Origin of the sequence: Streptomyces sp. NPDC014889, assembly GCF_043081205.1 — a bacterium.
In the GTDB taxonomy this organism is placed as follows: Bacteria; Actinomycetota; Actinomycetes; order Streptomycetales; family Streptomycetaceae; genus Streptomyces.
On the sequence record NZ_JBIBWH010000012.1, the window covers coordinates 155,439 to 179,649 of the forward strand.

Here is a 24,211-nt window from a genome sequence, read left to right on the forward strand (position 1 = left end):
ACGGCCATCCTGCCCCCAACTCCGCCTGCCCACCATCACTTTCGGAGCGCTACGACACCAACGGGCTCATCTCGGCGCAGGAGCACGGAGCCATTCGGCGAGCGCGGAGAAGTCGGCGTCCACGAGGCCTTTGGCCGGGTCGACGCGATGCAGGAGCGACGGCCCCGGATGCTGGGCGGCGACCCAGAGGCGGTCCATGGCGCTGATCTCGTCGTCGACCCAGATGAACGGTCGGCGGCCGGCCCGTTCGACAAGGTGGCGGGTCTTCCAGTGCACGCCGTGCGGGTTCTCGTCGGCACAGGCGTCCGGCCACTCCACGAGCGGCAGCCTCGGCAGTCCGAGGCGCGGGGCGACACATATGGGCCCCGGGCGAGGCTTGCGCGAACGGGTCGACGACCTGGGCGGCACCTTCCGCGCGGGCCGGCTGACGGACGCCGCACTCCCGTTCCTGGCCTGCGCCAGTGGTCGGCGCTCTCCGGCCGCAGCGGAGTCTCCATCGCGTCGGCGCTTTCCGCCCAGGTGCCGCCGGCGCAGGCCCGTCAGCTCGGAATGGCCCTGGCCGACGCTCCGTTCCAGGGCCGACGACGCCGTGGTGACCCTGCTGCGCCTTGTGCGGAGGCACATGCCTCTGGTACTGGTGACCAACGCGACTGCGGAACTGGAGCGCGGGCGGGCAGGAACCGCAAAAGTCTCCCTCCTTCCCGCCTTCCCCAACAGCCCGTCCGGTGCGCTTGTGAGGAGAGCCTTCCCCCGCTTATGGTCTTCTTGACGATAAGCGGGGGAAGGGGCTTTCTGCATGACCACGATGACGGTGAGCAAGCGCGCCGCGACCGGAGCGATGATCGGGCTCGCCCTCGGGGACGCCCTCGGCTTCCCGACCGAGTTCAACGACGTGCCCTCGATTCTCGCCAAGTGCGGCCCGTGGCGCGAAATGGAGCTGCCGAAGCGCGCGGTCGTCTCCGACGACACGCAGATGACCCTCGCTCTCGGAGTCGCGCTCAGGACCGCCATGGACCGGGGCCTGCTCACCCCGAAGCGGCTGGAGCGGCCGCTGCGCGAGGAGTTCGTCGACTGGTACCAGTCGCCGGAGAACAACCGGGCACCGGGCAGAACCTGCATGACCGCCTGTCATCTGCTGAAGGCGGAGGGACGGGACTGGCAGGAGGCCAGCCAGATCGGCTCGAAGGGGTGCGGCGCCAACATGCGCGTGGCCCCCATCGGGCTCGCCCCCGGGCTCAGCGACGAACAGCGCGCCGGTGCAGCCCAGTTGCAGTCCGGGCTCACCCATGGTCACCCGACGGCCCTGGCTGCCTCGGACCTCACCGCCCGCGCCGTACACCTGCTTGCCCAGGGCGCCGACCCCGCGGGACTCGTCGACCGACTGCGGTCGTACGCCGACGACAACCGCACCCGCTACCACCACACGTGGCTCGGCGACCTGTGGACCCGCTCCCAGGACCCGACCCCCGAGCACTTCATCGCGCGTGGCTGGGACGAGTGCCTGGAGATCCTCGGGCGGCTCCGGGAGGCCGTGCGCACCGTCTCGCCGGAGACCGACCCGTGCCTGGCCACCGGTGCGGGCTGGGTCGCCGAAGAGGCCTTCGCCACCGGCCTGTTGTGCTTTCTGCTCTTCCCCGACGAACCTGTCACCGCCCTGCGCCGAGCCGCCTGCTCCTCCGGCGACTCGGACTCGATAGCCTGCCTCACCGGCGCCTTCGCGGGCGCCTGGCTGGGCGCGGACGCCTGGCCCGCCCCGTGGGCGGACCGGATCGAGTACCGGGCCGGACTGCTGGCCCTGGGAGAGCTCTGGGACGCCTGAGGCCTCTCGTTCGGCTCATGCGAGCTCGTGGCTCCGGCCGGCCGTGATCACGGTGCGGAGGGGGAACGCGAAGAGCAGCGCGACGGCGACCAGGAGCCCGCTTGACCACAGCGGGCCGCGATTCCCGGCCGCGGTGCTGAGGGTGGTCGCGGCGACGAGTGGGCCGACGGCGGCGCCGACGTTGAGTGCCGCGGTGGCGTACGAGCCGGCCATGGTGGGGGCTCCGGCGGCCTCGTAGAGGACCCGCGTGATCAGCGTGCTGCCCAACGCGAACGACAGCGCGCCCAGTACGAACACGAGGGTGAACAGCGCGATGGGCTCGTCGGCCAGCACCGCCAGGGCCGGCCAGCCGATGAGCAGCAGCGGGCCACCGACCGCGACGACCAGACCGGGACGCCGGTCGGACAGTCGGCCGGCGACGGTGACACCGAGGAAGGAACCGGCACCGAAGAGCATCAGAACGACCGGGATCCACCACTCACCCAGCCCGGCGGTGCCGGTCACGACGGGGGCGAGAAAGGTGAAGCCGGCGAAGGTCGCCGCGTTCACCAGCGCGCCCAGCAGCATCACCAGGATCAGTCGCGGGCTGGCGAGCTGGGCGAACTCCGCTCGCAGGGCCGGCCTGCCGGCCGCCTCTCCCTCCGCACGTCCCGCCGGGATCCCCTTCAGGATGCCGAGAGCCGCAGCCAGGCAGAGAGCGGCGACGGCCCAGAATGTGGCCCGCCAGCCGAGCAGCGTGCCGAGTGCCGAGCCACCGGGGACACCGGCGATCGTGGCCACCGTCGTGCCCGACAGCAGCACGGCCAGCGCACGCCCCTTCCTGCCGGGCGGGACCAGCGCGGCGGCAGCGGTCAGGGCGACGGCGAGGAACCCGGCGTTCGCGAGCGCGGCGACGAGCCGGGTGGCGAGCAGGACCGGGAAGCTCGTGGTGCCGGGGCCCACGGCGTGAGCTGCCGCGAAAGCGAGGACGAAACCGAGAAGGCTGGAGCGCCCGGGCCAGTCGCGGGAAAACGCGGCCACAAGAGGAGCGCCGACGATCATGCCGAAGGCGAAGGCCGGGGTGAGCAGGCCCGCGGTTCCGACGGTGACGTCGAGATCCGAGGCGATGTCCGGCAGGAGGCCGGCGAGCATGAACTCCGAGGTGCCCATGGCGAAGACCGCCACGGCAAGCAGATACAGGGGGGAGAGGCATCGAGTGGCTCCGAGGTGAGGAGAAGCACGAGAAGGTCATCTCGTCACCGCGGCCAGCCCACGGGAACTCGTCCCACCGCAGGACGCGGCGCGACGACAGGACTACGAACTCAGTGGTTCAGGGGGCTGACGGCGTGACCGAAAGCCCCCACCTCGTCCGACTCAGGACTCGACATGCCCTGCACGCTACCCGACCAGTGCCCGTCGAGGCACCGCGGTGCCCGGTCACTGTGACCGGGCCGGTGTCCAGATCTCGGTGTCCGGGCGGTCGAAGGGCCCGGAGGAGAAGTGGTCGCGGAGCGCGGCGAGTGCCGGGTGCGGGTTGTCGCGGTGCCAGAGCAGCGAGTGAGGGTAGACGGGCGCAGGGTCGCGCACATCGATCCGGCGCAGGCCGTGACCGGCGGGCCACGCCAGGCGTGTCTCCTCGCCGACGAAGGTCACCAGTGACCGCGAGTCGGCGATGGTGTCCAGCAGCGGCTCGATGCCGAAGTCGGGGCCGGTGATCTCGATGGTGAGCCCGAACGCGGCGGCGAGAGCGTCGTAGTAGGCGGCCCACTCGGTCCCGGGAACGATGCCGGGCATCCAGATCCGGTACCCGACGAGGTCGGCGGGCGTGACCGCGCGGGCGGAAGCGAGCTCGTGGGACGGCCCGGTGAGCAGCTGGATGGGCTCGTCGAAGACCCGGGCAGACCCGAAGTCGTCGGGCAGCCGCCGGCCGGGCATGGCGACGGCGCGGAAGGAGGCGTCGATCGTGCCGGACCGGATGGCGTCGATGGCGGCGTCGGCGTCGAAGAGGGTCACGACGTCCAACTCGACCTCGGGACAGGCGCGATGGAACTCGCGCAGCAAGCCGGCCGGGGCGAGCCGCCGGCCGATCACATCCACGCGCAGCGCGCGGCGCCCGGGACGGACGGAGGCCAGCGCCCGCTCCTCGGCCCGCAGGAGGTCACGGGCGTGAGGCAGGAACGCCTGTCCGTCGATGGTGAGCTTCGCTCCTCGCGCGGTGCGCGTGAACAATCGCACACCCAGGATTCTCTCCAGCGTGGCGACGCGCTTCGACACGGCCTGCTGGGTGATCGACAGCTCGGCGGCGGCGTCCTGGAAACGCCCCGCGTCCACCGCGGCCACGAAGGTGCGCACAGCGTCGAGGTCCACGCCGACATGCTACTGATACAACGAATGGTTGTACCGTCCTCGCCGCTCGGTTGTTTGATCGGGCCATCCGCCACTCGCTTTGATGCCGATGGTCCGCGCGGGGTGGTCCAGATCGGTGAGAGGCGTTTCGGGTATGGCAGGCAGGCGTGCGCTGGGGCGGCGTTTCGGATGGTTGTGGGCCTCGTACGCGGTCAGCTCGTACGGCACCGCGTTCGGGTTCGGCGCGTTCCCCCTGATCGCGGTCCTCGTGCTGCACTCAGGTCCGGCCGAGGTGGCGGCGCTGTCCGCCGCTGGGCGGGCCGTGGGGGCGCTGGTGGCGGTACCGCTCGGCCCGTGGGTGGAGTTCCACCGGAAGCGGCCCGTCATGATCGCGACGGACCTGGTCCGGTTCGCGGCCCTGATGAGCGTCCCTGCCGCCTTCGCGCTGGGCCGGCTCACCTTCGCCCAGCTGCTCGTCGTGTCCGTCGGCGTCGCCGCGGCCAACATCGCCTTCACCGCGGCCGGCGGCGCGTATCTGAAGGCGCTCCTGCCGCCGCAGGACCTGCTCGTCGCGAACAGCCGGTTCGAGTCCACGACGTGGACCGCGACCATGGTGGGGCCACCGCTCGGCGGGGCCGCGATCGGGCTGTTCGGCCCGGTGACGACCGTGATGGCCGACGCGGTCAGCTACCTGCTGTCGGCGCTGGGCATCCGCGCCATCGGAGGCACGGAACCACGCCCCGCGCGGACCGCTGCGCCGCGGCTGCGAGCGGGCGATCTGCTCGAAGGATGGCGCCACATCCTCAGCCACCCCGTGCTGCGCCCGCTGTTCTTCAACACGCTCGCGGTCAACGGGCTGATCATGGCCTCCGAGCCCCTGCTCGCCGTGCTTCTGCTGGACCGCCTCGGATTCGCACCCTGGCAGTACGGTCTGGTGTTCGCGGCCCCCTGCATCGGTGGCCTCGTCGGCTCACGACTGGCACGCCGGCTCGTGGCGCGGTCCGGGCAGCACAGGGTGATGCGCACCTTCGGGGTGCTCCGCGCCTGCTGGTCCGTCGGATTGGCGTTCGTCCAGCCCGGCCTCCCCGGGATCCTCCTCGTCATCGCCGTCCAACTCGGCCTCATCACCTGCTGCGGCGTGTACAACCCCGTGCTGTCAACCTACCGGCTCGACCACACGGACCCCGACCGTGTCGCCCGCACGCTGGCCGCGTGGTCGGTCAGCACCAGTACCGCCATCGCGGCCCTGACCGCCACGTGGGGTCTGCTGGCCGCCGTCACCAGCCCCCGCATCGCGCTCGCCGCCGCCGGAGTGCTCCTCCTGGCGACTCCGCTGCTGCTCCCGCGCCGTGAGCACGCACTTGAGAGCACGGGGAAACAGGCCGCGAGCCTCACATGACCGGCCCCGGTGTTCTCCCGCCGGCATGGGGTGGCGGCACTTTCGTTATGCAGGCGTGAGATGCGGGCCCGCAGGCGGATGGCACACTCCTGCCTGCCATGAAGAGATCATCAATGAAGAAGCGCCTCAGACCGCTGCTGCCGGCCGTCGCGACCCTGACCTTGGCGGTCGCCGCGAGCGCGTGCGGCCCGGCCAACGAGGGGGCCGCGTCGGTGAAGTCCACAGTCGGGATTCCAACGCCCCCGAGCACACCGGCGAGTTCACCGGCGAGCCCCTCGGCGACCGCGTCGCCGAGCCCCACCCCGGCCCGCACCACATCCGCGCCCACACCGACGCCGGTACCCGTCAAGTCCACGGTCGCACCCCGCACCCGAGCCGCCTGGCCCCGCGTCTCCTTCGCCGGGCTGACGTTCGAGATACCCCCGGGCTGGACGCTGACGAAGCACGGCAGCGACGCCTGCGTACAGCCCGTCCAGCGGGCCGGTCTGCCCACGACGTTCGGCTGCGCCGGAATCGCCGTCAAGTCCGGCTCCATCGCCGGCAACGAACTGCGTCCCTACGAGGCCCGGCAGTCCGGTGGCTGGTACGCGGCCACCGACGTCCAGCCCTGCCCGGTCCGCCCGACCCTCGCGGACGGTTCCTTCAACGGCATCACCAGCGGTACGTCGTCGCCGCCGGCCGAGTCCGGCCTGCACCCGGTGGGCAGCCGCAGGGCGGCCTACGACCGCTGGACGGCCGCCTGCGCGAACGGCTACAGCTTCTCACCCCAGGCATGGCACCTGCCCGTCTCCCGGGTGCTGTTCCTCGACTACACGGGCCACGCGGAGACGGCCCGGGTACTGGAGTCGGTCCGCTTCCCCGGCTGACCGTCACCACGGTCACCCTGACCCACACCGGCCCACGGGGAAAGCCCTGAGGCCCTGGACCCGTGGTACCCGTGGTCCGGGGCTTTCCGCCCGCCCTCCTACAGGGCGCGCCGGTAACGAACTTCCGACACGGACACTCCGTCGTAGTCATCGGACTGGACAGCACCGTCAGCGGTGTAGCCCGCCCGGTCGTAGAAGCGACGTGCCCGAGTGTTGCCGGTGAGGACCCACAACAGCATCAGGCTGACGCCGTGCGCACGAGCCTGGGCGTGCACGGCGTCGAGGAGCGTACGACCGATCCCGGCCCCGACGAGTGAGGGCTGCACGTAGAGGGCGTACAGCTCACCCACAGCCGTACGCGTTCCGCCGCCGCCGGAACGCCCGAGGCACGCCCAACCCACGACTCTGCCACGGGCGTCGACTGCCACGAGGTCGCTCGTGTTGCTGGTGCCCTTCGTCGAGCCCTCGAAGTGCCGGCGGCGCTGCCGCATGTCCGCCTCGACCGTCATGCCGTCCAGGAAGGACTGCGGCACGATCCCGGCATACGCGGCCTGCCAGCCGGTCACTCGTATCGCTGATACAGCCGGAACATCGGCTTCCGTCATGGCTCGTACAGTCAACATCTCGGCACCGTACGAGATCCGCCACCACGGCCGCCCGGTAATTACGGCCGGCCGCTCCAGGTTCAGGAGAGCCAGTCGCTGTAGTGGGTGAGGGCGATACGGGCGTCGTCCTTGGCGATGATGGCGTCGCCATGGACGCCGGCGAACATGCCGGCGGTGTCGTCGGTGACGACCGTGCGACCGTCGGGGTGGGCGTTCAGAGTGACCCGGCCGAGTTCGTCGAGGGAGAAGACATCGGGCCCGGCGATGTTCAGAGTGCCGTTCAGCGGGGGGCCGGCGGCGACGTCGGCGACGGTGTCGGAGACGTCCTGGGCGGCGATCGGCTGGATCAGGGTGCTGGGCAGGCGGACGGTGCCGCCCTCGGTGGTCGAGGACATGACGGCCGCGATGAACTCCATGAACTGCGTGGCGCGGACGATCGAGTAGGGGATCGGCCCGGCCTTGAGGAGGTCCTCCTGCAGGGTCTTGGCCCGGTAGTAGACCATGTCGGGCACCTGGTCGGTACCGACGATCGAGAGGATGACGACGTGCCCGACCCCGCCCTTGTGACTGGCGGCCAGGACGTTGTCCATGGAGGTCTGGAAGAACGCCAGGGAAGCCTCGTCGAAGGTCGGGGAGTTCGTCAGGTTGACGACGACGTCGGCGCCGGCCACCGCCGCCTCCAGACCCTGGCCGGTGATCACGTCCACGCCTGTCGACAGCGAGAGCGGCGTCGCCTCATGTCCCGCCGCGTTGAGCTTCTTCACGACCTGCGAGCCGATCAGGCCGGTACCGCCGATCACTGCGCACTTCATGAGTCACCTTTCGTCGCGCACCACGGCGGATCGTCACCTCGCACGGTGACCCCGCCCCACGCCGCCAACCACGGGCACGTGATCGCGGGCGGGACCACGGCCATGCCTCCAGGTTGCTACGGCACCGTGCGCGGCGCACGCCGCCGGATGGCCCGCTCGAGCGGCAACCCGCAGGTCGGAGGCCGCCGACCGGTTCTCCTCGTGGTGCTCGTTCACCCTCATGGGTGCGCTGTTGCGATCACTCGGCCGACCGGGATGGAATGAATGGCCGAACGCGATCGACTCGGTATGGCCGGCGCCAGACCTTGAAACCGTGACGCTCTGGGAGAATTCATGGCCGCGAAGCCTCCTGTTCCCCCGTTCACCCGGGAGAGTGCGATCGAGAAGGTCCGCCTCGCCGAGGACGCGTGGAACACCCGGGAACCAGAGCGTGTGGCTCTCGCCTACACGGTCGACAGTCGCTGGCGCAACCGTGCTGAATTCATCAACGGTCGCGAGGAGATCGTCGCCTTCCTCACCAGGAAGTGGACCAGGGAGCTGGACTACCGGCTCATCAAGGAGATGTGGGCCTACGACGGGAACCGCATCGCCGTGCGCTTCGCCTACGAGTGCCACGACGACTCGGGCAACTGGTTCCGCTCCTACGGGAACGAGAACTGGGAATTCGACGAGCAGGGCCTGATGCGGGTCCGCCTGGCATGTATCAACGACCTCCCCATCAAGGAGGAGGAACGCAAGTACCACTGGCCCGCCGGCCGCCGCCCCGACGACCACCCGGGTCTGAGCGACCTGGGGCTCTAGCGCCCCCTCGCCGTACTCACACACCACTATTTCCCGGCCCAGTACGCGGCCCGCACCTCCCCCTCCGCGAAGTCCCGGCGCGGCAGACGCAGGCCGAGGGACTCCTCCAAGGCGTGGAAGTACAGCTCGAACGTGCTGGTCAGTTTGGGGTGGTCCAACTCGGCACGGCGCACGGCACGGTTGAGGAAGTCCAGCTCGCCGCCCCGCAGATAGGGGGCACGGCCGCGCTCGTACCAGATCAGCTCCAGCACACCCCAGTCGTCGTCGACGCGGCGACCGTCCCTGATGTAGTCGAAGGTGTAGATGGCCTTCGCTGAGGTGGCGGTCAGCCACACGCTCTCCTTGATCCCGAGCGCCGCGTACGCCTCCTTGTCGGCGAAGGACCCCGGCGGCGTGTCGTGGTACAGCAGGAACGTCCACTCGCCTGCCTGCCCGTAACAGCAGCTTTCCCACTGGCGGTCCCAGTGGGCCCGGCCGTTGTCCACGGCCTCCAGATCCTTCAGGCGCGTGCCGGCCGCGACCTGCGCGGGATCCGCCCCGTACAGCAGGGCCAGCCGCTCGGCGTCGACGGTCAGCCCGGGCGCCGCGCGGAAGAAGGCAAGGGTCGTGTACGGGGCCTGATCACGCCAGGACCCCGCTATCCAGGCGAGCCCCTCCAGCGGGTCACGCCCGCACGCCTCGACCGTCCCCGCGTCGTCCAGGCCGCCACTGCGGAACCGTCTGCCCCACACCGGATCGATCCGCTCCAGCGCGTCCGCCACTTCCTCGAGGCTGTCGCAGCGCCGACGTATCGCGGCCTCGGCGATCAGGTAAATCGCCTGTTCGAGGACGCGGGTGGCGAAGACCTCCCGGTAGGGGCCGTGACGGCCGCGCACCGTGCCGTCCTCGTCCAGCAGCAGACACAGGCCGCCGTCCTCCGCCTCCTCAGCACGCTCGGCCCACCTCTCCAGCTCGTCGTCCGAGAGGGCCACGGGCGGCAGCCCGACCTCGTGGAGCAGGGCGTGTCCGGCGGCCGTCCGCTGCCAGGCCTCCGCAAGTGTCCGCTTGGTGATCTCCATGGCGTCAGCATAAGAAGGGCCACTGACAACCGGCCGATCCTCGCGGCCGTCACACGTCCACATCGGCGGGGAAATGGGTCGGCGAGGTGAGGACCGTGCCGGTAGCTTGCGGTTGACCGTGACGCTTCGGCCGGCACTGGCCCGACGTCCTGGCCGAGAAGGCCGAGCAGATCACCATCCCGGTCGAGTTCGACATGCAGTGGGACGACGAGCACATCCCGCGCGAGGCCGGTCTCGCGCTGTTCGACGCCTTCGCCTCGAAGGAGAAGACGTTGCACGCCAACGCGGGCAAGCACAAGGAACTGCCCAGGTTCGCACGGCGCCCCACCGGCAGGCCGGGCGCCGCGACCACGGGTCCGGCCCAGGTCACCCCAGGCCCTTCCGGTAGACCGTCGAGCTGTGGCGGACCTGCATGCCCACGTGCAGGTACAGGGTGAGCGCGCCTGTCTCGGAGTGCGTGCCGAGGATGCATGTCCGCCGGCCGTGCCGGTGGAAAGCGCGGAAGGAGTGAAGCAGGAGCAGGCGGGCGATGCCCTGGCCGCGGTGGTCACGGCGCACCGCCACCTGCTCGATCCAGCCCTCCCCGGCCTCCGGTAGGTCCAACGCGATCGTAGCGCCGACCAGTTGGCCGTCATCGAACGCCAGGACAGACATCGCCGGGGCGAATGTGGGGCGTTCGACTGTGTGCTGGGCCCACTCCTGGTAGGTGTTGCGCCGCTGCTGCCATTCGTCGAAGGCGTCCTCGATGAGCTGGTGTGCGGTGTGCTCGTCGCCCGGGCGGAAGGGCCGGACCGTGATTCCCGCGGGAGGCTCCGGCGCCGCGGGCTCGTCGGGCATGGCGAACTCCAGCAGCCACTCGGTCACCATCGGCTCGTATCCGCGGGAGCGCAGCAGCGCGACGGCCTTCGCGTCGTCGTCCGGCACGGTCTGGACGATCTGCCCGCTCCCTGCCTGGCGGGCACGGGCTTCGGCCCAGTCCAGGAGCAGGGCGCCGAGACCGCGGCCCCGGTGCCGGGGATGGACGTCGACCTCGGAGCGCCGGTCCACCCAGGCGCGAGCGGCCGGTTGCCCCGTCCGGTCGTGGATCAGCAGCGTGTCCAGCTCCGGGACGAGCCCCGGCCGGGCGAGGACGGCGGCGACGGCACCGGGATCGGTCTGCACCCGGCCGTACAGCTCACGTTCGCACGCCGAGACGAGACGATGGATGGCGCTGACGTCATCGGCTGCCACCGGGCGAGCCCGGTAGCCGGCAGGCAGCGGTGGCACGAGCTCTGGCACGGGTGGGCACTCCCAGGTCGTCGGGTCGGCCGCGGCCCGGCGACGGCACGGACGCGGCACCGGGACAGTCTTCCCGTCGCCCTGGCGCGAATCAAGGGACCGATCCGCGCCGGAATGCCCATTGCTCCCTTGCCGCCGACTGCGCATCCTGCTGGGATGCGCTTCTCCATCAACATCCCCAACTTCGGAGACTTCGCGGACCCACGCAACGTGGCGACCGCGGCCGCTGCCGCCGAACAGGCCGGCTGGGACGGCCTCTTCGTCTGGGACCACGTACTGCATCGGCAGCATCAGGGCCGCCCCTTCGCAGACCCCTGGATGCTGCTGACCGCGGCCGCGCTGACGACGTCCCGGATCCGACTGGGCACCCTGTTGACGCCGGTCCCTCGCCACCGTCCGCAGCAGCTCGCCCGCCAAGTGGCCACCCTGGACCAACTCAGCGGCGGCCGGGTGGTCTTCGCCGCCGGACTGGGCGGTCCGATCGAGGACGAATACCGCAGCTTCGGCGACTCCGCCGAGCCACGCCTCCTCGCCGAGCGGCTGGACGAGGGACTGGAGCTGTTGCGGCGCTTCTGGTCCGGCGAGCCGGTGAACCACCGCGGCCGGCACTACGAGGCCCGGGACGTGGCGCTCCTGCCCGCCACCGTGCAGCGGCCGTGCCCGCCCGTGTGGATCGGCGGGTTCTGGCCGCGTCGCCCGCCCATGCGCCGAGCAGCGCGGTGGGACGGCGTGGTGCCGCTCTTCGAGACGGCCCGGCATGGCCACGTACCGGATGTGGCCGAAGTGCGCGAACTGGTCGCCTATGTACGCAGACACCGTACGGCCGGGGCCGAGCGCCCCTTCGAGTTCGTGCTCGGCGGTGCCACACCCCGGGACGCGGCCAAGGCCAGGGACGTGATCGGTCCGCTGCACGACGCCGGCGCCACCTGGTGGGACGAACGACAGGTGCAGACCGGCCCCGACCTCGACCGCCTGCCTCCGGTACTGCGCCGCATCGAGGCCGGACCGCCGGTGTTCTGATGAGCCGGGTGTCCGGGCGACAGCGGTGCCGACCTCCCGCCCCTCCCCTCGACCTGTGCGCGCCGGGGCTCGCCGTCACTGGCGATGGGCGCGCCATTCGGGGGCGAGAATCGCCCAGATCTCCTTGTCGTGGCGGGTACCGCCGTAGGGCCAGTACTCGCGCCGCACACCCTCGCGTGTCATGCCGAGCCGCTTGGCCACGGCGGAGCTGCGGCCGTTGTCGGCTCGGCAGTGCCACTCGGCCCGGTGCACCCCACGGGAGGTGAACGCCCACTCCAGCAGGGCACGGCACGCCTCCGTGACCAGGCCGTGCCCCTCGGCGGCCGGCTCCAGCCAGCAACCGATCTCGCACAAACCGGAGTTGGCGTCGAAGGCGACGAACATCACGCCGCCGACCAGCACGCCGTCGAGCCAGATGCCGTAGAGGCGGGCGCCGTCCGCTGCCTGGCGATCGGCGTACCGGCGCAACGTGGCCCGCGCGCCGTCGAGATCGTCGGTGACGAACGCCGGCCCGACCCACGGCCGGATGTGCTCGCGAGCCCGGTCCATGTGGGCGGCGAACTCCTCGGCGTGCCATATCTCGAGCGGACGCAGGCAGGCGTTGTCCCGCAGCGGCAGGGAGAACATGATGACCCCATTCACATAACAAGCGTTATGGCTATGTACGGTAGCAGCATGCCACGCACCAAGGGGGACCACGAGGCCCGCCGACGTGACGTCTCCGAAGCGGTCTGGCGGGTGCTGGCCGCGCACGGTTTCGGCGGGCTGACGATGCGCGCCGTCGCCGCCGAACTCGACGCGACCACGGGCCTGCTCACCCACTACTTCCCGACCAAGCGGGACCTGGTCGTATACGCCCTCGACCTGCTCGAACGGCGCAGCGACTCCCGTCGTCGGCGTACCGCGGGGAAAGGCATGTCCGCCGTGAGGGCCGCTCTGCTGGACATCCTGCCGCTGACAGGCGAGGCCACCGTCAGCAATCGGGTCTGGGTGTCCTCCTGGGACACCGCGCTCGCCGACCCCGAACTGAGCGTCGACTACGCCGGCAAGTACGCGCGGAGCCGCGACAAGCTGCGCGACCTGGTCGCCGCGGCCCAGCGGTTGGGCGAACTGCCCGCCGGAGACGCGGCCCGCATCGCAGCCGGCGCCCAGTCCTTCGTGCTCGGGCTGGTGGTACAGGCCCTCTTCGACCCCGAGGCGTTCCCACCTGAGCGCCAGACCGAGCTCCTTGACGACTACCTGGCGACGCTGGCCTCCCCACCCCCCTCCGGTGACGGTCACACGTCCTCGTCCTGATGCCGTCCCGCGAACTCGTCCCTATGATGGCCCGATGGCGTCGATCAAGCAGGTCCAAGTCACCTTCGACTGCGCGGAACCTGAGCGCGTCGCTCGTTTCTGGTGCGAGGTGCTGGGGTACGTCGTACCGTCGCCGCCGAAGGGGTTCGCCACATGGGACGACTTCGATCGCTCACTGCCGCCCGAGCGTCAGGGTTCAGCGTTCGCGTGCATGGACCCCTCGGGTGTGGGCCCGCGGCTGTTCTTCCAGCGCGTTCCCGAAGGCAAGGTCGTCAAGAATCGTCTGCACCTCGACGTGCGGGTCGGCACCGGACTCGTGGGTGAAGAGCGCGTGGCCGCACTTGAGGCCGAATGCGCACGGCTGGTCGCGCTCGGCGCGGTACGCGTGCGACTGCTGCGTGCCGACGGCTACAACGAGTCGTGCCTCGTGATGCAGGACATCGAGGGCAACGAGTTCTGTCTCGACTGAGGTGACCGCGAGCGTGGCACCTCGGAGTTCGTCCTGATCGGCGGAGAGCTCGGTACTCGACGGCCTTCGTCGAGGGGCCGGCTCTGAAGCAGGACTTACTCGGCCTCCTGGTGGGAGGCGAAGAACTCGGTCATCCGCTCCAGGCCCCGCTCGCCGAACATGGTCTCCAGGCCGGCGGCGGACTCGGCGGCGGATGCCTCGCTGCGCGGGAAGAGCGCTTCCTCGTACGCGATCAGGGCCGCCGCCGCGTCGCCCGGGTGGGCGGCGGTGGCCTGGCCGAGTTCCGCTCCGTCGAGCATGGCCAGGTTGGCGCCCTCCCCGGCGAAGGGGGACATCAGGTGCGCGGCGTCGCCGAGCAGGGTCACGCCCGGGACGTGGTCCCACCGGTGCCCGACGGGCAGGGCGTGGAGGCGGCGGGGGACAAGCGCCCCATCGGCGTCCGCGACGAGGGCGCGCAGGTTCTCGTCCCAGCCGTCGAAGTGGGACAGAACCGCGGCCTTGGCGGCGGCGGTGTCGCCGAAGTCGATCGAGTCGAGCCAGTCCTCGGCAGCCCTGAGCGCGGTGTAGACGTGGAGGCTGCCGTCGGCCTGCCGGTGTGCGAGGAAGCCGCGCTGATCACCGAGGCAGATGGAGAATCCGCCGCCCAGAAGGGCGGCGCTGCCCGGGTGCCGGGCCTCGGCGTCGAGCAGATCGGTCTCGATGAAGGAGACGCCGGTGTAGGCGGGCCTGGCCGGGGAGAGCAGCGGCCGGACGCGCGACCAGGCGCCGTCGGCCCCTATCAGGAGGTCGGTGGTGATGACGGACCCGTCGGCGAAGCTCACCTCGTGGCGTCCGTCGCTCAGCGGGCGGGCGCCGCTCACCTTCATGCCCCAGCGGATCGTGCCGTCCGGGAGGGACTCCCACAACAACGCGCGCAGGTCTCCCCGGTCCACTTCGGGGCGGCCGCCGGTGCCGTCGTCCTCCTCGGACAGGTGCACGGTGCCGTCAGGGCCGACCAGGCGCAGGGCCTCGCCGCCCTCGTGGATGATCTTGCGGAAACCTTCGTGGAGTTCGGCGGCGTGCAGTGCCTTCTGGCCGCTGTCCTCATGGATGTCGAGCATGCCGCCCTGGGTGCGGGTGTTTGCTGATGCCTCCAGTTCGAAGACGGTCGCCTCGATGCCGTTGACGTGCAGGACCCGGGCGGCGGTGAGGCCGCCGAGAGGCCACGTAGACGTACAGCGAGGACGGTCCGGTGTCCAGTTCCTGGGCCAGGCCGCGCATGGTCACCTTGTCCAGCCCCTCGGAGCGCATGATCCGCACGGCGACGCCGACGATCCCCCGTCGGGTCAGGGCCGGCTTGGCGGGGCGCTCACGGCGGCTGATCGGTTCTCGCTGCGCGGTCATGCCCGATCGTAACGAACAACGTTCGTCAAGCCCTGGCCGCTCGGTCATGAGGCGACGGGCCTCCGGCATGATGTGCGCCGAAGGCCCGTCGCCTCAGAACGTGGGGTCGTGGACCGGGCCCGAAGCCCGTCCACCCGTCACGGAACCAGCGTGACCGGAAGTCTCTCGAGTCCCCGGAAGGCGGGGAACGGGACCTTGAGCCATTCGGCCTCGGACTCCGGGAAGTCGAGGTCGATCTTCGGGAACTTCTGGAAGAGCGTGGTCAACGCCGTGCGCATCTCCATTCTGGCCAGCGGCGCACCGAGGCAGTAGTGCGCCCCGCTGCCGAAGCCGAGGTGCGCGCTCTGCAGACCCTGCCGCTTCACGTCGAAGGTGTCGGGGCAGGCGAACTTCTCCGGGTCCCGGTTCGCGGAGGCGACCGCGACCTGCACGAGGGAGCCCTTGGGAATGAGCGTGCCGCCGATCTCGACGTCCTCCAGCGCGTGCCGGAACGTCGCGTTCTCCACCGACCCCTCGAAGCGGATGACCTCCTCGATGGCGTTCGGCAGCAGCTCCGGGTCCTCCAGGACCTCCTGCAGTTGGTCGCGGTGGGTCAGCAGGTTGAACACGGCGTTGCCGATGAGGTACGCGGTCGTCTTGTGGCCGGCGAAGAGCAGCACCCACAGGGTCGACAGAAGTTCGCCGTCGGTCATGGCTCCCTGCTCGTCCTGCGTCCGGATCAGGTCGCTGAGCAGGTCGTCGGCGGCGTTCTTCCGCTTCCGCAGGATGAGTTCGGCGAAGTAGTCCCGCAGCGATCCCTCGGCCTGTGCCAGCTTTTCCTTGTCCGCCTTGCTGAATCCCGTGCGCGCGACGGTGGTGCACCATTTCTGCGCTTCCGCGCGCTCCTCCTCGGGAATCCCGATGAGCTCGCAGATCACGATGAGCGGGAGCGGGAAGGCGAAGGACGACAGCAGGTCGATGGGCCCGTCGGTGGAACAGCGGTTCAGCAGTTCGTCGGTGATCTGCTGAATACGAGGACTCAGGGACTCGATACGACGCGGACTGAAGGCCCGGTTGACGATGCGGCGCAGCCGGGTGTGCTTGGGCGGGTCCGAGAAGAGCATGTTGTCGTCGAGCGCGATGGACGAGTCGCCGAAGATGGTGTGGTACGCGTCCATCGCCGCGTACATGTCCTTGCTGATGCGGGGGTCCGTCAGGGCGGCCTTGGCGTCGTCGAACCGGGTGATCAGGTAGGTGTCCACCCCGTGCGGGGGAGTCAGGCGGCAGACCGGGGCCGACTCGCGCAGGCGCGCGTACACCGGATGGGGGTTGGCGCGGTACTCCAGTGAACCGCGCGAGGCCGCCGCGATCGCGTCCGCTGTCGAGTCCGTCGTGTCCCGTTCGTCGAGCTGAGTCATCATCCCGGCCTTTCTGGAAAGCTTCCGCCCCGGCCACGGGACAGCAGATGTGCGACTTACGATCCACCGGTCCCCGGCCGGATCCCGTACGTAAACGCGATTCGCCCGATCGCACCCACGCGCCCCTCGCACGGTCGTCGGGCCCTTGTACAGGCCGCGGCGGGGCGGATGTGCCTCTGTTCGGGTGATCGCTGCTTATCGGCTCGCCGCGCATGGCAAAAAAACTGAGAGCCAGCCACGGAACCCACCGGCCACCGTGCTGCGGAGAAGCTGATCCCGGAGGAGAACGCGATGAACGATCGCGGCAACGAGTATGTGCCCGTCCTGGTCGTGGGGGGCTCACTCGTGGGCCTGTCCGCCTCCGTGTTCCTCGGACGCCTGGGCATCCAGCACTGTGTCGTCGAGCGCCATGCCGCCACGTCGGCGCATCCGCGCGGCCGCGGCAACAACATGCGGACCATGGAGCTGTTCCGGACGGCCGGCCTCGAGCCGCAGATCCGGCAGGCCGCGACCATGCTGTCGAAGAACCACGGAATCCTCCAGGTCGACACCCTGCGCGGCACGAACCGGCGATGGCTCTCGGCGCGGATCACGGGCAGGCCGCCCGAGGCGGACCTGTGCTCGACGATGCGTTGCGCCTGCAGCCAGAACGATCTGGAACCGGTACTGCTGAAAGGCGCCCGGGAGCTGGGCGGGGACGTGCGGTTCGGCACGGAACTGCTGTCCTTCAGCCAGGACGACGACGGGGTGCAGGCCGTTCTGCAGACCAGGGACACCGGTGAGACGTACACGGTGAGGTCGGACTACCTGCTCGCCGCCGACGGCCCCCGCAGCCCCGTCCGCCAGCGGCTCGGGATCGAGCACTCGGGATCGGGAGATCTGTTCCACAACGTCAGCGTCACCTTCCGCAGCAAACTGCTGCGCGAGGTCGCGGGAGAGCAGAAGTTCGTCGTCTGCTACGTCACCGACCCCACCGGCGAAGGCGTGCTGCTGCCCGTGGACAACGAGGAGCAGTGGGTTTTCCACGTGCCCTGGTTCCCGGAGCGCGGACAGACGCTGGAGCACTTCACCGATGCCCGGATCACCGACCACATCCGGGCAGCGGCCGGGGTGCGCGATCTGGACGTCGAGATCACCGGGAGAGCACCGTGGCATGCGGCGGACCGGGTGGCGAACAGCTATCGGGACGGACGTGTCTTCCTCATCGGTGACTCCGCTCACGAGATGCCGCCGACCGGGGCGTTCGGATCCAACACCGGTATCCAGGACGCGCACAACCTTGCCTGGAAGATCTCCGGGGTCCTCCGGGGCTGGGCGGACCCGACGCTGCTGGACAGCTATGAGGCCGAGCGCCGCCCGGTGGCACAGGCCACCAGCGCGCGGGCGACCGTTCAGGCGGCTCGCGAACAGCACCCCGGCTATTCCGCCAGGACGTCGTCGAACGACACCGCGGACCTGATGACCGTGGCGCTGGGCTACCGCTATGCCTCGCGGGCGGTGGTGGGCGCGGACGCGGACGGCCCCGTCATCCCCGACGTCCTGTCCCTGAACGGCGAGCCCGGAAGCCGCGCACCGCATCTGTGGGTCACCCGCGACGGGGAGACGGTTTCCACCGTCGACCTGTACGAGCGCTCCTTCGTCCTGCTCTGCGGGGGTCCCGGCTGGCACACCGCGGCCCGCACCGCGGGCGCGCGGCTCAACGTACCGCTCGACGTCTACTCCATCGGCGACGGGGCCGAGTACGACCTGGACACCGGCGGCGACGCGGACTGGTCCTCGGCGCACGGGGTCGGACGGGACGGCGCGGTCCTCGTACGGCCCGACGGCTTCGTGGCCTGGCGGGCCGAGGCCGAGACGGCGGACATGGAAAAGGAACTGACCGGCGCCCTTCTCCAGGTCCTCGGGCGCTGAACGCCACCGCGGCCCGGTGGAGGGAGCCTCCTCGCAGGATCGACTTCTCGGCTGTTACCGGTGTCACCACAGAAACGGGAGCCTGTCCATGACAGACATACAGACGGCCGCGGGTACGGCCCCGGCCGGCATGGCCAACAGCGGGCCGGCGGAGGCGGGGGAGGGCGACGCACGCCGGGAGCGTGTGGACGTACACCACCACTACACCGCGCCGGAATGGCTCGACTGGGCGGAGAGACAAGAGATCGTCGATCGGCGGAACCTGCCGAGGTGGACCCAGTGGGACCTCGGCACGGCTCTCGGGATGATGGACAAGGCGGGCATCCGGACCAGCGTGTTCACCGTGGCGATGCTGGGCCGCCTGCAGGATCCGAAGGTGCGCAAGGAAAGCGCCCATGTCGCCCTGCAAGCCGCGAGCGACCTCGTCGGAAGCCATCCCGGCCGCTTCGCCTTCTACACCCCGCTGTTCCTCGACAGCCCTGACCTGTCGATGTGGTCGCTCACCCATGGAATGGACGAACTCGGTGCCGTCGGCGTCAGCGTGCGCACCAGCGTCAAGGGTGTCTACCTCGGCCATCCCGACCAGGACAGGATCCTGGCGGAGCTGAACGAGCGCTCGGCCGTCGTCAGTACGCACCCGATGGACGTCCCCGGCGGCGGCGCGGAGCTGGAGGGCGTACCGCCGTTCCTGTGCGACTTCCTGATGGACACCACACGCGCGGCGATCAGCCTCATCCTCAACGGGACCTTGGACCGCTACCCGAACCTGACGTTCATCCTCCCGCACGGAGGCGGTTTCCTGCCGTACATCGCCGGCCGCGTGGAGGTGTTCAGCGACTTCCTGACGCCCAAGGTGGAACGCGCCCGGGTCCGTGACTACCTGCACCGCTTCTACTACGACACGGCCGGCCCCATGTCCCCGTCGTCCACACCGAGTCTGCTGTCCACCGTGGACCCCTCCCGCATCCTCTACGGCAGTGACTGGCCCCCCACCCCGACCCATCTGGTCACGGATGTCACCGCCCCCGCGCTCGACGACGACCCCGCTCTCGACGAACGGCAGCGGCGCTGCATCAACCGCGACAACGCGTGCCGTCTTCTTCCGGCACTGGCCACCGGTCGCTAGCGGCGAACCCGCGGCGGCTTCGTACAGCCACTCATCAGACCTGTTCGCCGGCTGCGAAGACTAAAGTTGGTGAACATGAGGGCGGCCGTTTGCTGTGCGAGGTGCTGCCGTTGCCCTGGCAGCCGCCGTCCACGGCGGTCACGACGGCACCAGTCGCCGAAGCCGGTCACCAGCACCACCTGGAAGAAGGGCACGAGCGCATGAGCTCCGCGAAGACCGCCCCCAGGGATCTGCTGATCGGCCGGCTCAGGTACAAGGGCACGCTGATCCGGACCGGGGCTGACTCCTACCGGTTGAAGATCCCCCGGAGTGAGCACCGGTCCAGCAGGCGATCGTGATGGCCGCGGGCAGGCACGAGGGAGGGGCGGAGCGGCTGCCCCGCCCTGACCCGCTGGCGCGTCTGGACGCCGAGCTGGGCCGGATCGATGAGCAGCTGCGCGCTCTCGCCGGCGCCAAGCACCGGGTCCAGGGCCTGCTGGAGGCGGTGGTGGCCATCACCCGGGAGGTGGAGCTGCCCGCGGTACTGCACCGTATCGTGACGACCGCCATGGACCTGGTCGGCGCCCGCTACGGGGCTCTGGGCGTGCTCGACGAGTCCGGCGAGTTCCTGGAGCAGTTCATCACCGTCGGCCTGTCCGAGCAGGAACGGTCGGCCTTGGCCGAGGCGGGGTTCCCTCGCGGTCTGGGCGTGCTCGGACATCTGATCCGCCACCCCGAGCCCTTGCGGCTGGACGACATCTGCTCCCATCCGTCCTCGGTCGGCCTGCCGCCCGGTCACCCGCCCATGCGGACCCTGCTGGGCGTCGCCGTCAGCGTCCGCGGCAAAATCTACGGCGACCTCTTCCTCTCCGAGCGACACGACGGACAGCCCTTCGACTCCCGCGACGAGGGCATCGTCGTCGCCCTCGCCAGCGCCGCGGGTATCGCCATTGACAACGTCCGCCTCTTCGAACAGGTCCGTACCGGATCCGAACAGTTCCAGCGGCGTCTGCTGCCGACACTGCCCGACATGCGGCCCTTCGACGCCGCCGCCATCTACCGGCCCGCCGCCCAACCCCACCATCTGGGCGGCGACTGGTACGACGCCATCCTGCTTCCGGACGGCGCGGTGGCCGCTGTCATCGGCGACGTGGTCGGTCACGATCTGCATGCCGCCGCCGCCATGGCCTCCACCCGCAACATGCTGCGCGCCCTCCTGTTCACCCTGCGCACTCCGCCCAGCGCGGTCCTCGCCCAGCTCGACCGGACCCTGGAGGCCATCACCGACAACCCCGTCACCACCACCAGCCTGGCGCGCATCGAACCAGCGGGGGCCGCCTGGAGGCTGCACTGGAGCTCCGCAGGTCACGTTCCCCCCTTGCTGATCGCCCCCGGCGGCCGGGCGGAATACCTGTTCACGGAACCCGGACTTCCACTGAACGTGGACGTCGGGCAGCCCCGCCCCGACCACACCCACCCCCTGCCCCCGGACACCACCGTGGTCTTCTTCACCGACGGCCTCATCGAACACCCCGACCACCCCATCGACGAGAGCCTGAACGAACTCGCCGAACTCGCCACCTCCTACGCGGCCCTGCCCCTGCAGGACTTCGTGCGGGCCCTGGCCGATCACCACCCCAGCGACGCGCACGACGACATGGCCATCCTCGCCCTGCGCACCCCGCACTGAAGGCGCACCGACCCACTGCGGCCGAGAGGTAGATCCCTGTGTGAGCCTTCGCAAGGTGCTCTGCCGGGACGATGAGCGGTGGTGTCGCGGACCCGGGAGGGGCAGCGCACGATGGACGAGGAGCACAGCCGAGGGAAAGACGGCGCGATGACTGTTGCGAGCCGCGACAAGCTCCGGCGCGGTGGCGTGGCGGCCCTGCAGATCGGTGCCGTCGCCGCGCTGTATTACGCCTTCGGCAAGCTGGGACTGCTCCAGGAGCTCGTGCGCGGCCAGGTCACGCCGCTGTGGCCTCCGACCGGCATCGCCCTGGCCGGCCTGCTCCTCATCGGCCTGCGGGTCTGGCCCGGGATCGCACTCGGTGCCTTCCTGGTCAACATCTCCCTCGGGCCGTCGACCCCCGCCATCCTCGTGATCACGACCGGCAACACCCTTGCGCCCCTCTGTTCCTACGCGCTCCTTCGCTGCGCCGGGTTCCGCAATCAGATGGACCGCCTGCGGGACGCGCTCGCGCTGGTCTTCCTCGGCGCGTTCACCGGCATGCTCGTCAGCCCGACCGTGGGCAGCAGCACCCTGAACGTTGCTCAGGCGCTGCCCGCCGGCGGGTTCTGGCTCACGTGGTGGGTCTGGTGGACCGGCGATGCCATGGGCGTCCTGCTGGTCGCGCCGCTGCTGCTCGCCCTCCGCTCGGCGCACTGGCCGAAGGACATACCACCATCCCGGTGGGTGGAGGGATCGCTGCTCGTCGTGGCAACCATCGGTGTCGGTTTCTTCCAAACCTCCGCCGCACCGCTGCTTTTCCTCGGCTTCCCGCTGCTGACCTGGGCAGCCTTCCGCTTCCAGCGTGCGGGAGCCGCGCCCTGCGCGCTGGCCGTGTCCACCTTTGCCATCCTCGCCGCCACCCGCAGGACAGGCCCGTTCGCCGGTCACGCTCTGCTCACCAACGTGATTTCACTGCAGGTGTTCAACGGCGCCGCCGCGCTGACAGCGCTGCTGCTCGCCGCGGCCATCACTGAGCGGAACCAGACCCAGGAGAAGATCGAAGAGGCCTGCAGGCGACTCTCCGAAATGGTGGCGAGAATCGCGCCGGACACAGGCGGCCCGCCGGCGCTTCCCTACACCCGGAGCGACGGCGAAGAGGACGGCGGACAGACCCGAGCGTCGTGATCAACCCGGGGCCCACCAGCACCGTCAGGAGACAGAGCATGCTCACCAGCGTCGGCCAGTTCAGCGCCACCACCGACAAGACCGCCAACCTCGAGGCCGCCGCGGACCTGATCGGGCAGGCGGCCGCCCAGGGGGCGCAGCTCGTCGTCCTGCCCGAGAACGCCATGTACTCCGACCCCGACCCCGAGGCGGACATCGCCTCGCACACCGAGCGGATCGACGGTCCGTTCGCCACCGCGATCGGCACGCTGGCCAAGCGGCACAGCGTCACCGTCGTGGCGGGCATGACGGAGACGCCGGCAGCCGACGGCGAGCGGCCCAGCAACACCGTTCTCGCGGTGGACCAGAAGGGCGATCCGCTCGGGGTGTACCGCAAGGTCCACCTCTACGACGCCTTCGGGTACCGCGAGTCGGCCCGCCTCCAGGCCCATGCGCCCTCCCCGCTGCTCTTCAACCTGGAAGGGGTCACCTTCGGCGTCATGACCTGCTACGACCTCCGGTTCCCGGAAATGGCCCGGTTCCTGATCGACGCGGGTACCACGGCACTCGTCCTCCCCGCCGCCTGGATGGCCGGGCCGGCCAAGGAGGAACACTGGACCACGCTCGTCCGCGCCCGGGCGATCGAGAACACCGCCTACGTCCTGGCCTGCGGACAGACCGGCCCCCACAGCACGGGCCGGAGCCTCATCGTGGACCCGATGGGCCACGTGGCAGCGTTGGCGGGCGAGACTCCCGGGGTGGCGTCGGCCGTCGTCGATGCCGCGCGGGTGGAGGCCGTCCGCGCCGAGAACCCCAGCCTGGAGAACCGGAGGTTCCGGGTCGTCTTCGGCTGAGGGGCCGGCCGGACCGGGGCCGGTCGGCAGGCCGCGGAGTCACCCGGACTCGTCCTCACCGCCACGCCGCCCACTCCTTCACCGCGAAACGGTCGCCGACGCGTCGCACTTCGGCTGCGCCCGGCCCGGGGAAATGCGCGGGGAACAGCAGGGCGCCCCGGTCCGCGGCCTCCCCCAGCACCCGGCGCCGGCTGTGCCGTGCGCGGGGTTCGTCCTCGTCGAAGGTGGGGCAGTCGTCCGGCTCCGCGATCTGCAGCGGGCTGTGCACCAGGTCCCCGGCGAACACCGCGCGTTCCGTGCCCGACCGCAGCCGTACGACGGACGAACCGGGCGTATGGCCGGGGGCGGGCTCGAGACGGAGCCGGGAGTCGATGTCGTAGTGGTCGCCCTCCCACAGCACGGTCTGTCCCGCCTGGTGCACGGGGCGACGCTGTCCTCGAAGACGTTGGCCATCCGGCGGCCGGAGCGGGTCCGGTGGCCGTTGGCCGGATTCCAGTAGTCGAAGTCCGCTCGCGAGATGACGTACTGGGCGTTGGGGAAGGTCGGTCGCCACTCTCCGTCGTCGGTCAGGCAGGTGTTCCAGCCGACGTGGTCGCCGTGGACATGGGTGCAGATCACCGTGTCCACGTCCTGCGGGCGGACGCCTGCCGCGGCCAGCTCTCCGAGGTAGTTGGTGTGCAGCTGGTGGAAGGACGGCATGGCCGGGCGCTCCCGGTCGTTGCCGATCCCGGTGTCGATCAGGATCGTCCGGCCCCCGCTGCGGAGCATCCAGGTCTGGATCATCATGTGGACCTCGTCGGCGGCAGGGTCCAGGAAGGTGGGAGTGAGCCAGTCCTCGTGCGCCCGCCAGTGCTCGACGGGCACGTCGGGGAAGACGTGGTCGCGGGCGCGGCCTTCGGCAGGCAGCTCCACCACACGGGTGATCTCCACGTCTCCGAGCGCCATGATGTCCATGTCCCCAGCCTGCGTGCCGGACGACG

22 protein-coding genes and 3 pseudogenes are annotated in these 24,211 nt (G+C 70.3%); 14 read left to right on the forward strand and 11 right to left on the reverse strand.

The genetic code is table 11. The features are described from left to right. Positions 1-66: 66 nt before the first annotated feature. Positions 67-354: pseudogene (locus tag ACF09J_RS24420) on the reverse strand (hypothetical protein); the annotation flags it as partial. Between the two features lie 442 nt (positions 355-796). Between ACF09J_RS24420 and ACF09J_RS24425 the strand changes: the two are divergent. After that, entirely contained in the window at positions 797-1,819 is a 1,023-nt protein-coding gene (locus ACF09J_RS24425) for an ADP-ribosylglycohydrolase family protein (RefSeq protein WP_392307555.1), read from the forward strand. A gap of 15 nt (positions 1,820-1,834) precedes the next feature. Here ACF09J_RS24425 and ACF09J_RS24430 read toward each other — a convergent pair whose 3' ends face one another. Together ACF09J_RS24430 and ACF09J_RS24435 are read right to left on the reverse strand one after the other, a co-directional pair. After that, entirely contained in the window at positions 1,835-2,968 is a 1,134-nt protein-coding gene (locus ACF09J_RS24430; protein WP_392307702.1) for a Cmx/CmrA family chloramphenicol efflux MFS transporter, read from the reverse strand. Positions 2,969-3,235: 267 nt separating this feature from the next. Beyond that, entirely contained in the window at positions 3,236-4,165 is a 930-nt protein-coding gene (locus ACF09J_RS24435) for a LysR family transcriptional regulator (protein ID WP_392307556.1), read from the reverse strand. 133 nt (positions 4,166-4,298) lie between these two features. On the opposite strand from ACF09J_RS24435, the gene ACF09J_RS24440 reads away from it, so the two are divergent. Beyond that, positions 4,299-5,543 (forward strand): MFS transporter, encoded by a 1,245-nt coding sequence (locus tag ACF09J_RS24440; RefSeq protein ID WP_392307557.1) that lies wholly within the window; start codon positions 4,299-4,301, stop codon positions 5,541-5,543. 113 nt (positions 5,544-5,656) lie between these two features. Beyond that, positions 5,657-6,409, forward strand: a complete 753-nt coding sequence (locus ACF09J_RS24445; protein ID WP_392307558.1) for a hypothetical protein — start codon at positions 5,657-5,659, stop codon at positions 6,407-6,409. A 98-nt stretch (positions 6,410-6,507) separates the two neighbouring features. On the opposite strand, the gene ACF09J_RS24450 is transcribed toward ACF09J_RS24445, so the two are convergent. Together ACF09J_RS24450 and ACF09J_RS24455 are read right to left on the reverse strand one after the other, a co-directional pair. Then, positions 6,508-7,032 (reverse strand): GNAT family N-acetyltransferase, encoded by a 525-nt coding sequence (locus ACF09J_RS24450; RefSeq protein ID WP_392307559.1) that lies wholly within the window; start codon positions 7,030-7,032, stop codon positions 6,508-6,510. Between the two features lie 62 nt (positions 7,033-7,094). Next, complete coding sequence (locus tag ACF09J_RS24455) at positions 7,095-7,826, reverse strand: SDR family oxidoreductase (RefSeq protein WP_392307560.1); 732 nt, start codon at positions 7,824-7,826, stop codon at positions 7,095-7,097. A gap of 333 nt (positions 7,827-8,159) precedes the next feature. Between ACF09J_RS24455 and ACF09J_RS24460 the strand changes: the two genes are divergently transcribed. Further along, positions 8,160-8,627: a DUF1348 family protein gene (locus tag ACF09J_RS24460; protein WP_392307561.1), complete on the forward strand. Its 468-nt coding sequence runs from the start codon at positions 8,160-8,162 to the stop codon at positions 8,625-8,627. A 26-nt stretch (positions 8,628-8,653) separates the two neighbouring features. Here ACF09J_RS24460 and ACF09J_RS24465 read toward each other — a convergent pair whose 3' ends face one another. Beyond that, on the reverse strand, positions 8,654-9,685 hold the full coding sequence (locus ACF09J_RS24465) for a hypothetical protein (protein WP_392307562.1): 1,032 nt from the start codon (positions 9,683-9,685) through the stop codon (positions 8,654-8,656). A gap of 125 nt (positions 9,686-9,810) precedes the next feature. Between ACF09J_RS24465 and ACF09J_RS24470 the strand changes: the two are divergent. After that, positions 9,811-10,122, forward strand: a pseudogene (locus ACF09J_RS24470) (hypothetical protein); the annotation flags it as partial. Here ACF09J_RS24470 and ACF09J_RS24475 read toward each other — a convergent pair. Continuing rightward, the gene (locus ACF09J_RS24475; RefSeq protein WP_392307563.1) at positions 10,052-10,915 is read right to left on the reverse strand and encodes a GNAT family N-acetyltransferase; all 864 of its coding nucleotides are present in this window, start codon (positions 10,913-10,915) and stop codon (positions 10,052-10,054) included. The pseudogene ACF09J_RS24470 and the gene ACF09J_RS24475 sit on opposite strands and share 71 nt — an antisense overlap. Before the next feature lie 204 nt (positions 10,916-11,119). Between ACF09J_RS24475 and ACF09J_RS24480 the strand changes: the two genes are divergently transcribed. Continuing rightward, positions 11,120-11,983, forward strand: coding sequence for an LLM class flavin-dependent oxidoreductase (locus ACF09J_RS24480; protein WP_392307564.1), 864 nt, complete (start codon positions 11,120-11,122; stop codon positions 11,981-11,983). 75 nt (positions 11,984-12,058) lie between these two features. Here ACF09J_RS24480 and ACF09J_RS24485 read toward each other — a convergent pair whose 3' ends face one another. Beyond that, positions 12,059-12,610 (reverse strand): GNAT family N-acetyltransferase, encoded by a 552-nt coding sequence (locus ACF09J_RS24485; protein ID WP_392307703.1) that lies wholly within the window; start codon positions 12,608-12,610, stop codon positions 12,059-12,061. Between the two features lie 48 nt (positions 12,611-12,658). Between ACF09J_RS24485 and ACF09J_RS24490 the strand changes: the two genes are divergently transcribed. Both ACF09J_RS24490 and ACF09J_RS24495 read left to right on the forward strand, forming a co-directional pair. Further along, entirely contained in the window at positions 12,659-13,279 is a 621-nt protein-coding gene (locus tag ACF09J_RS24490) for a TetR/AcrR family transcriptional regulator (protein WP_392307565.1), read from the forward strand. A 34-nt stretch (positions 13,280-13,313) separates the two neighbouring features. Further along, positions 13,314-13,748: a VOC family protein gene (locus ACF09J_RS24495; protein ID WP_392307566.1), complete on the forward strand. Its 435-nt coding sequence runs from the start codon at positions 13,314-13,316 to the stop codon at positions 13,746-13,748. Between the two features lie 95 nt (positions 13,749-13,843). On the opposite strand, the gene ACF09J_RS24500 is transcribed toward ACF09J_RS24495, so the two are convergent. Both ACF09J_RS24500 and ACF09J_RS24505 read right to left on the reverse strand, forming a co-directional pair. Further along, complete coding sequence (locus tag ACF09J_RS24500) at positions 13,844-14,848, reverse strand: FAD-dependent oxidoreductase (RefSeq protein WP_392307567.1); 1,005 nt, start codon at positions 14,846-14,848, stop codon at positions 13,844-13,846. 420 nt (positions 14,849-15,268) lie between these two features. After that, positions 15,269-16,528, reverse strand: coding sequence for a cytochrome P450 (locus ACF09J_RS24505; protein WP_392307704.1), 1,260 nt, complete (start codon positions 16,526-16,528; stop codon positions 15,269-15,271). A gap of 291 nt (positions 16,529-16,819) precedes the next feature. Between ACF09J_RS24505 and ACF09J_RS24510 the strand changes: the two genes are divergently transcribed. The 6 genes from ACF09J_RS24510 to ACF09J_RS24535 all read left to right on the forward strand — a co-directional run bounded on the left by ACF09J_RS24510 (position 16,820) and on the right by ACF09J_RS24535 (position 23,231). Beyond that, on the forward strand, positions 16,820-18,439 hold the full coding sequence (locus ACF09J_RS24510; RefSeq protein ID WP_392307568.1) for an FAD-dependent oxidoreductase: 1,620 nt from the start codon (positions 16,820-16,822) through the stop codon (positions 18,437-18,439). A 130-nt stretch (positions 18,440-18,569) separates the two neighbouring features. Beyond that, positions 18,570-19,565 carry an amidohydrolase family protein gene (locus ACF09J_RS24515; protein WP_392307705.1) on the forward strand — a complete coding sequence of 332 codons (996 nt, stop codon included), beginning with the start codon at positions 18,570-18,572 and terminating at the stop codon, positions 19,563-19,565. 200 nt (positions 19,566-19,765) lie between these two features. Further along, positions 19,766-19,903, forward strand: a complete 138-nt coding sequence (locus ACF09J_RS24520) for a hypothetical protein (protein ID WP_392307569.1) — start codon at positions 19,766-19,768, stop codon at positions 19,901-19,903. Next, positions 19,903-21,234 carry a PP2C family protein-serine/threonine phosphatase gene (locus tag ACF09J_RS24525; RefSeq protein ID WP_392307570.1) on the forward strand — a complete coding sequence of 444 codons (1,332 nt, stop codon included), beginning with the start codon at positions 19,903-19,905 and terminating at the stop codon, positions 21,232-21,234. Before ACF09J_RS24520 ends, ACF09J_RS24525 begins: the two co-directional genes overlap by 1 nt. A gap of 111 nt (positions 21,235-21,345) precedes the next feature. Further along, entirely contained in the window at positions 21,346-22,398 is a 1,053-nt protein-coding gene (locus tag ACF09J_RS24530; RefSeq protein WP_392307571.1) for an MASE1 domain-containing protein, read from the forward strand. 38 nt (positions 22,399-22,436) lie between these two features. Further along, entirely contained in the window at positions 22,437-23,231 is a 795-nt protein-coding gene (locus ACF09J_RS24535) for a carbon-nitrogen hydrolase family protein (protein WP_392307572.1), read from the forward strand. A gap of 55 nt (positions 23,232-23,286) precedes the next feature. On the opposite strand, the pseudogene ACF09J_RS24540 reads toward ACF09J_RS24535, so the two are convergent. Continuing rightward, positions 23,287-24,185 (reverse strand): annotated as a pseudogene (locus ACF09J_RS24540) (MBL fold metallo-hydrolase). Between the last annotated feature and the right edge of the window lie 26 nt (positions 24,186-24,211).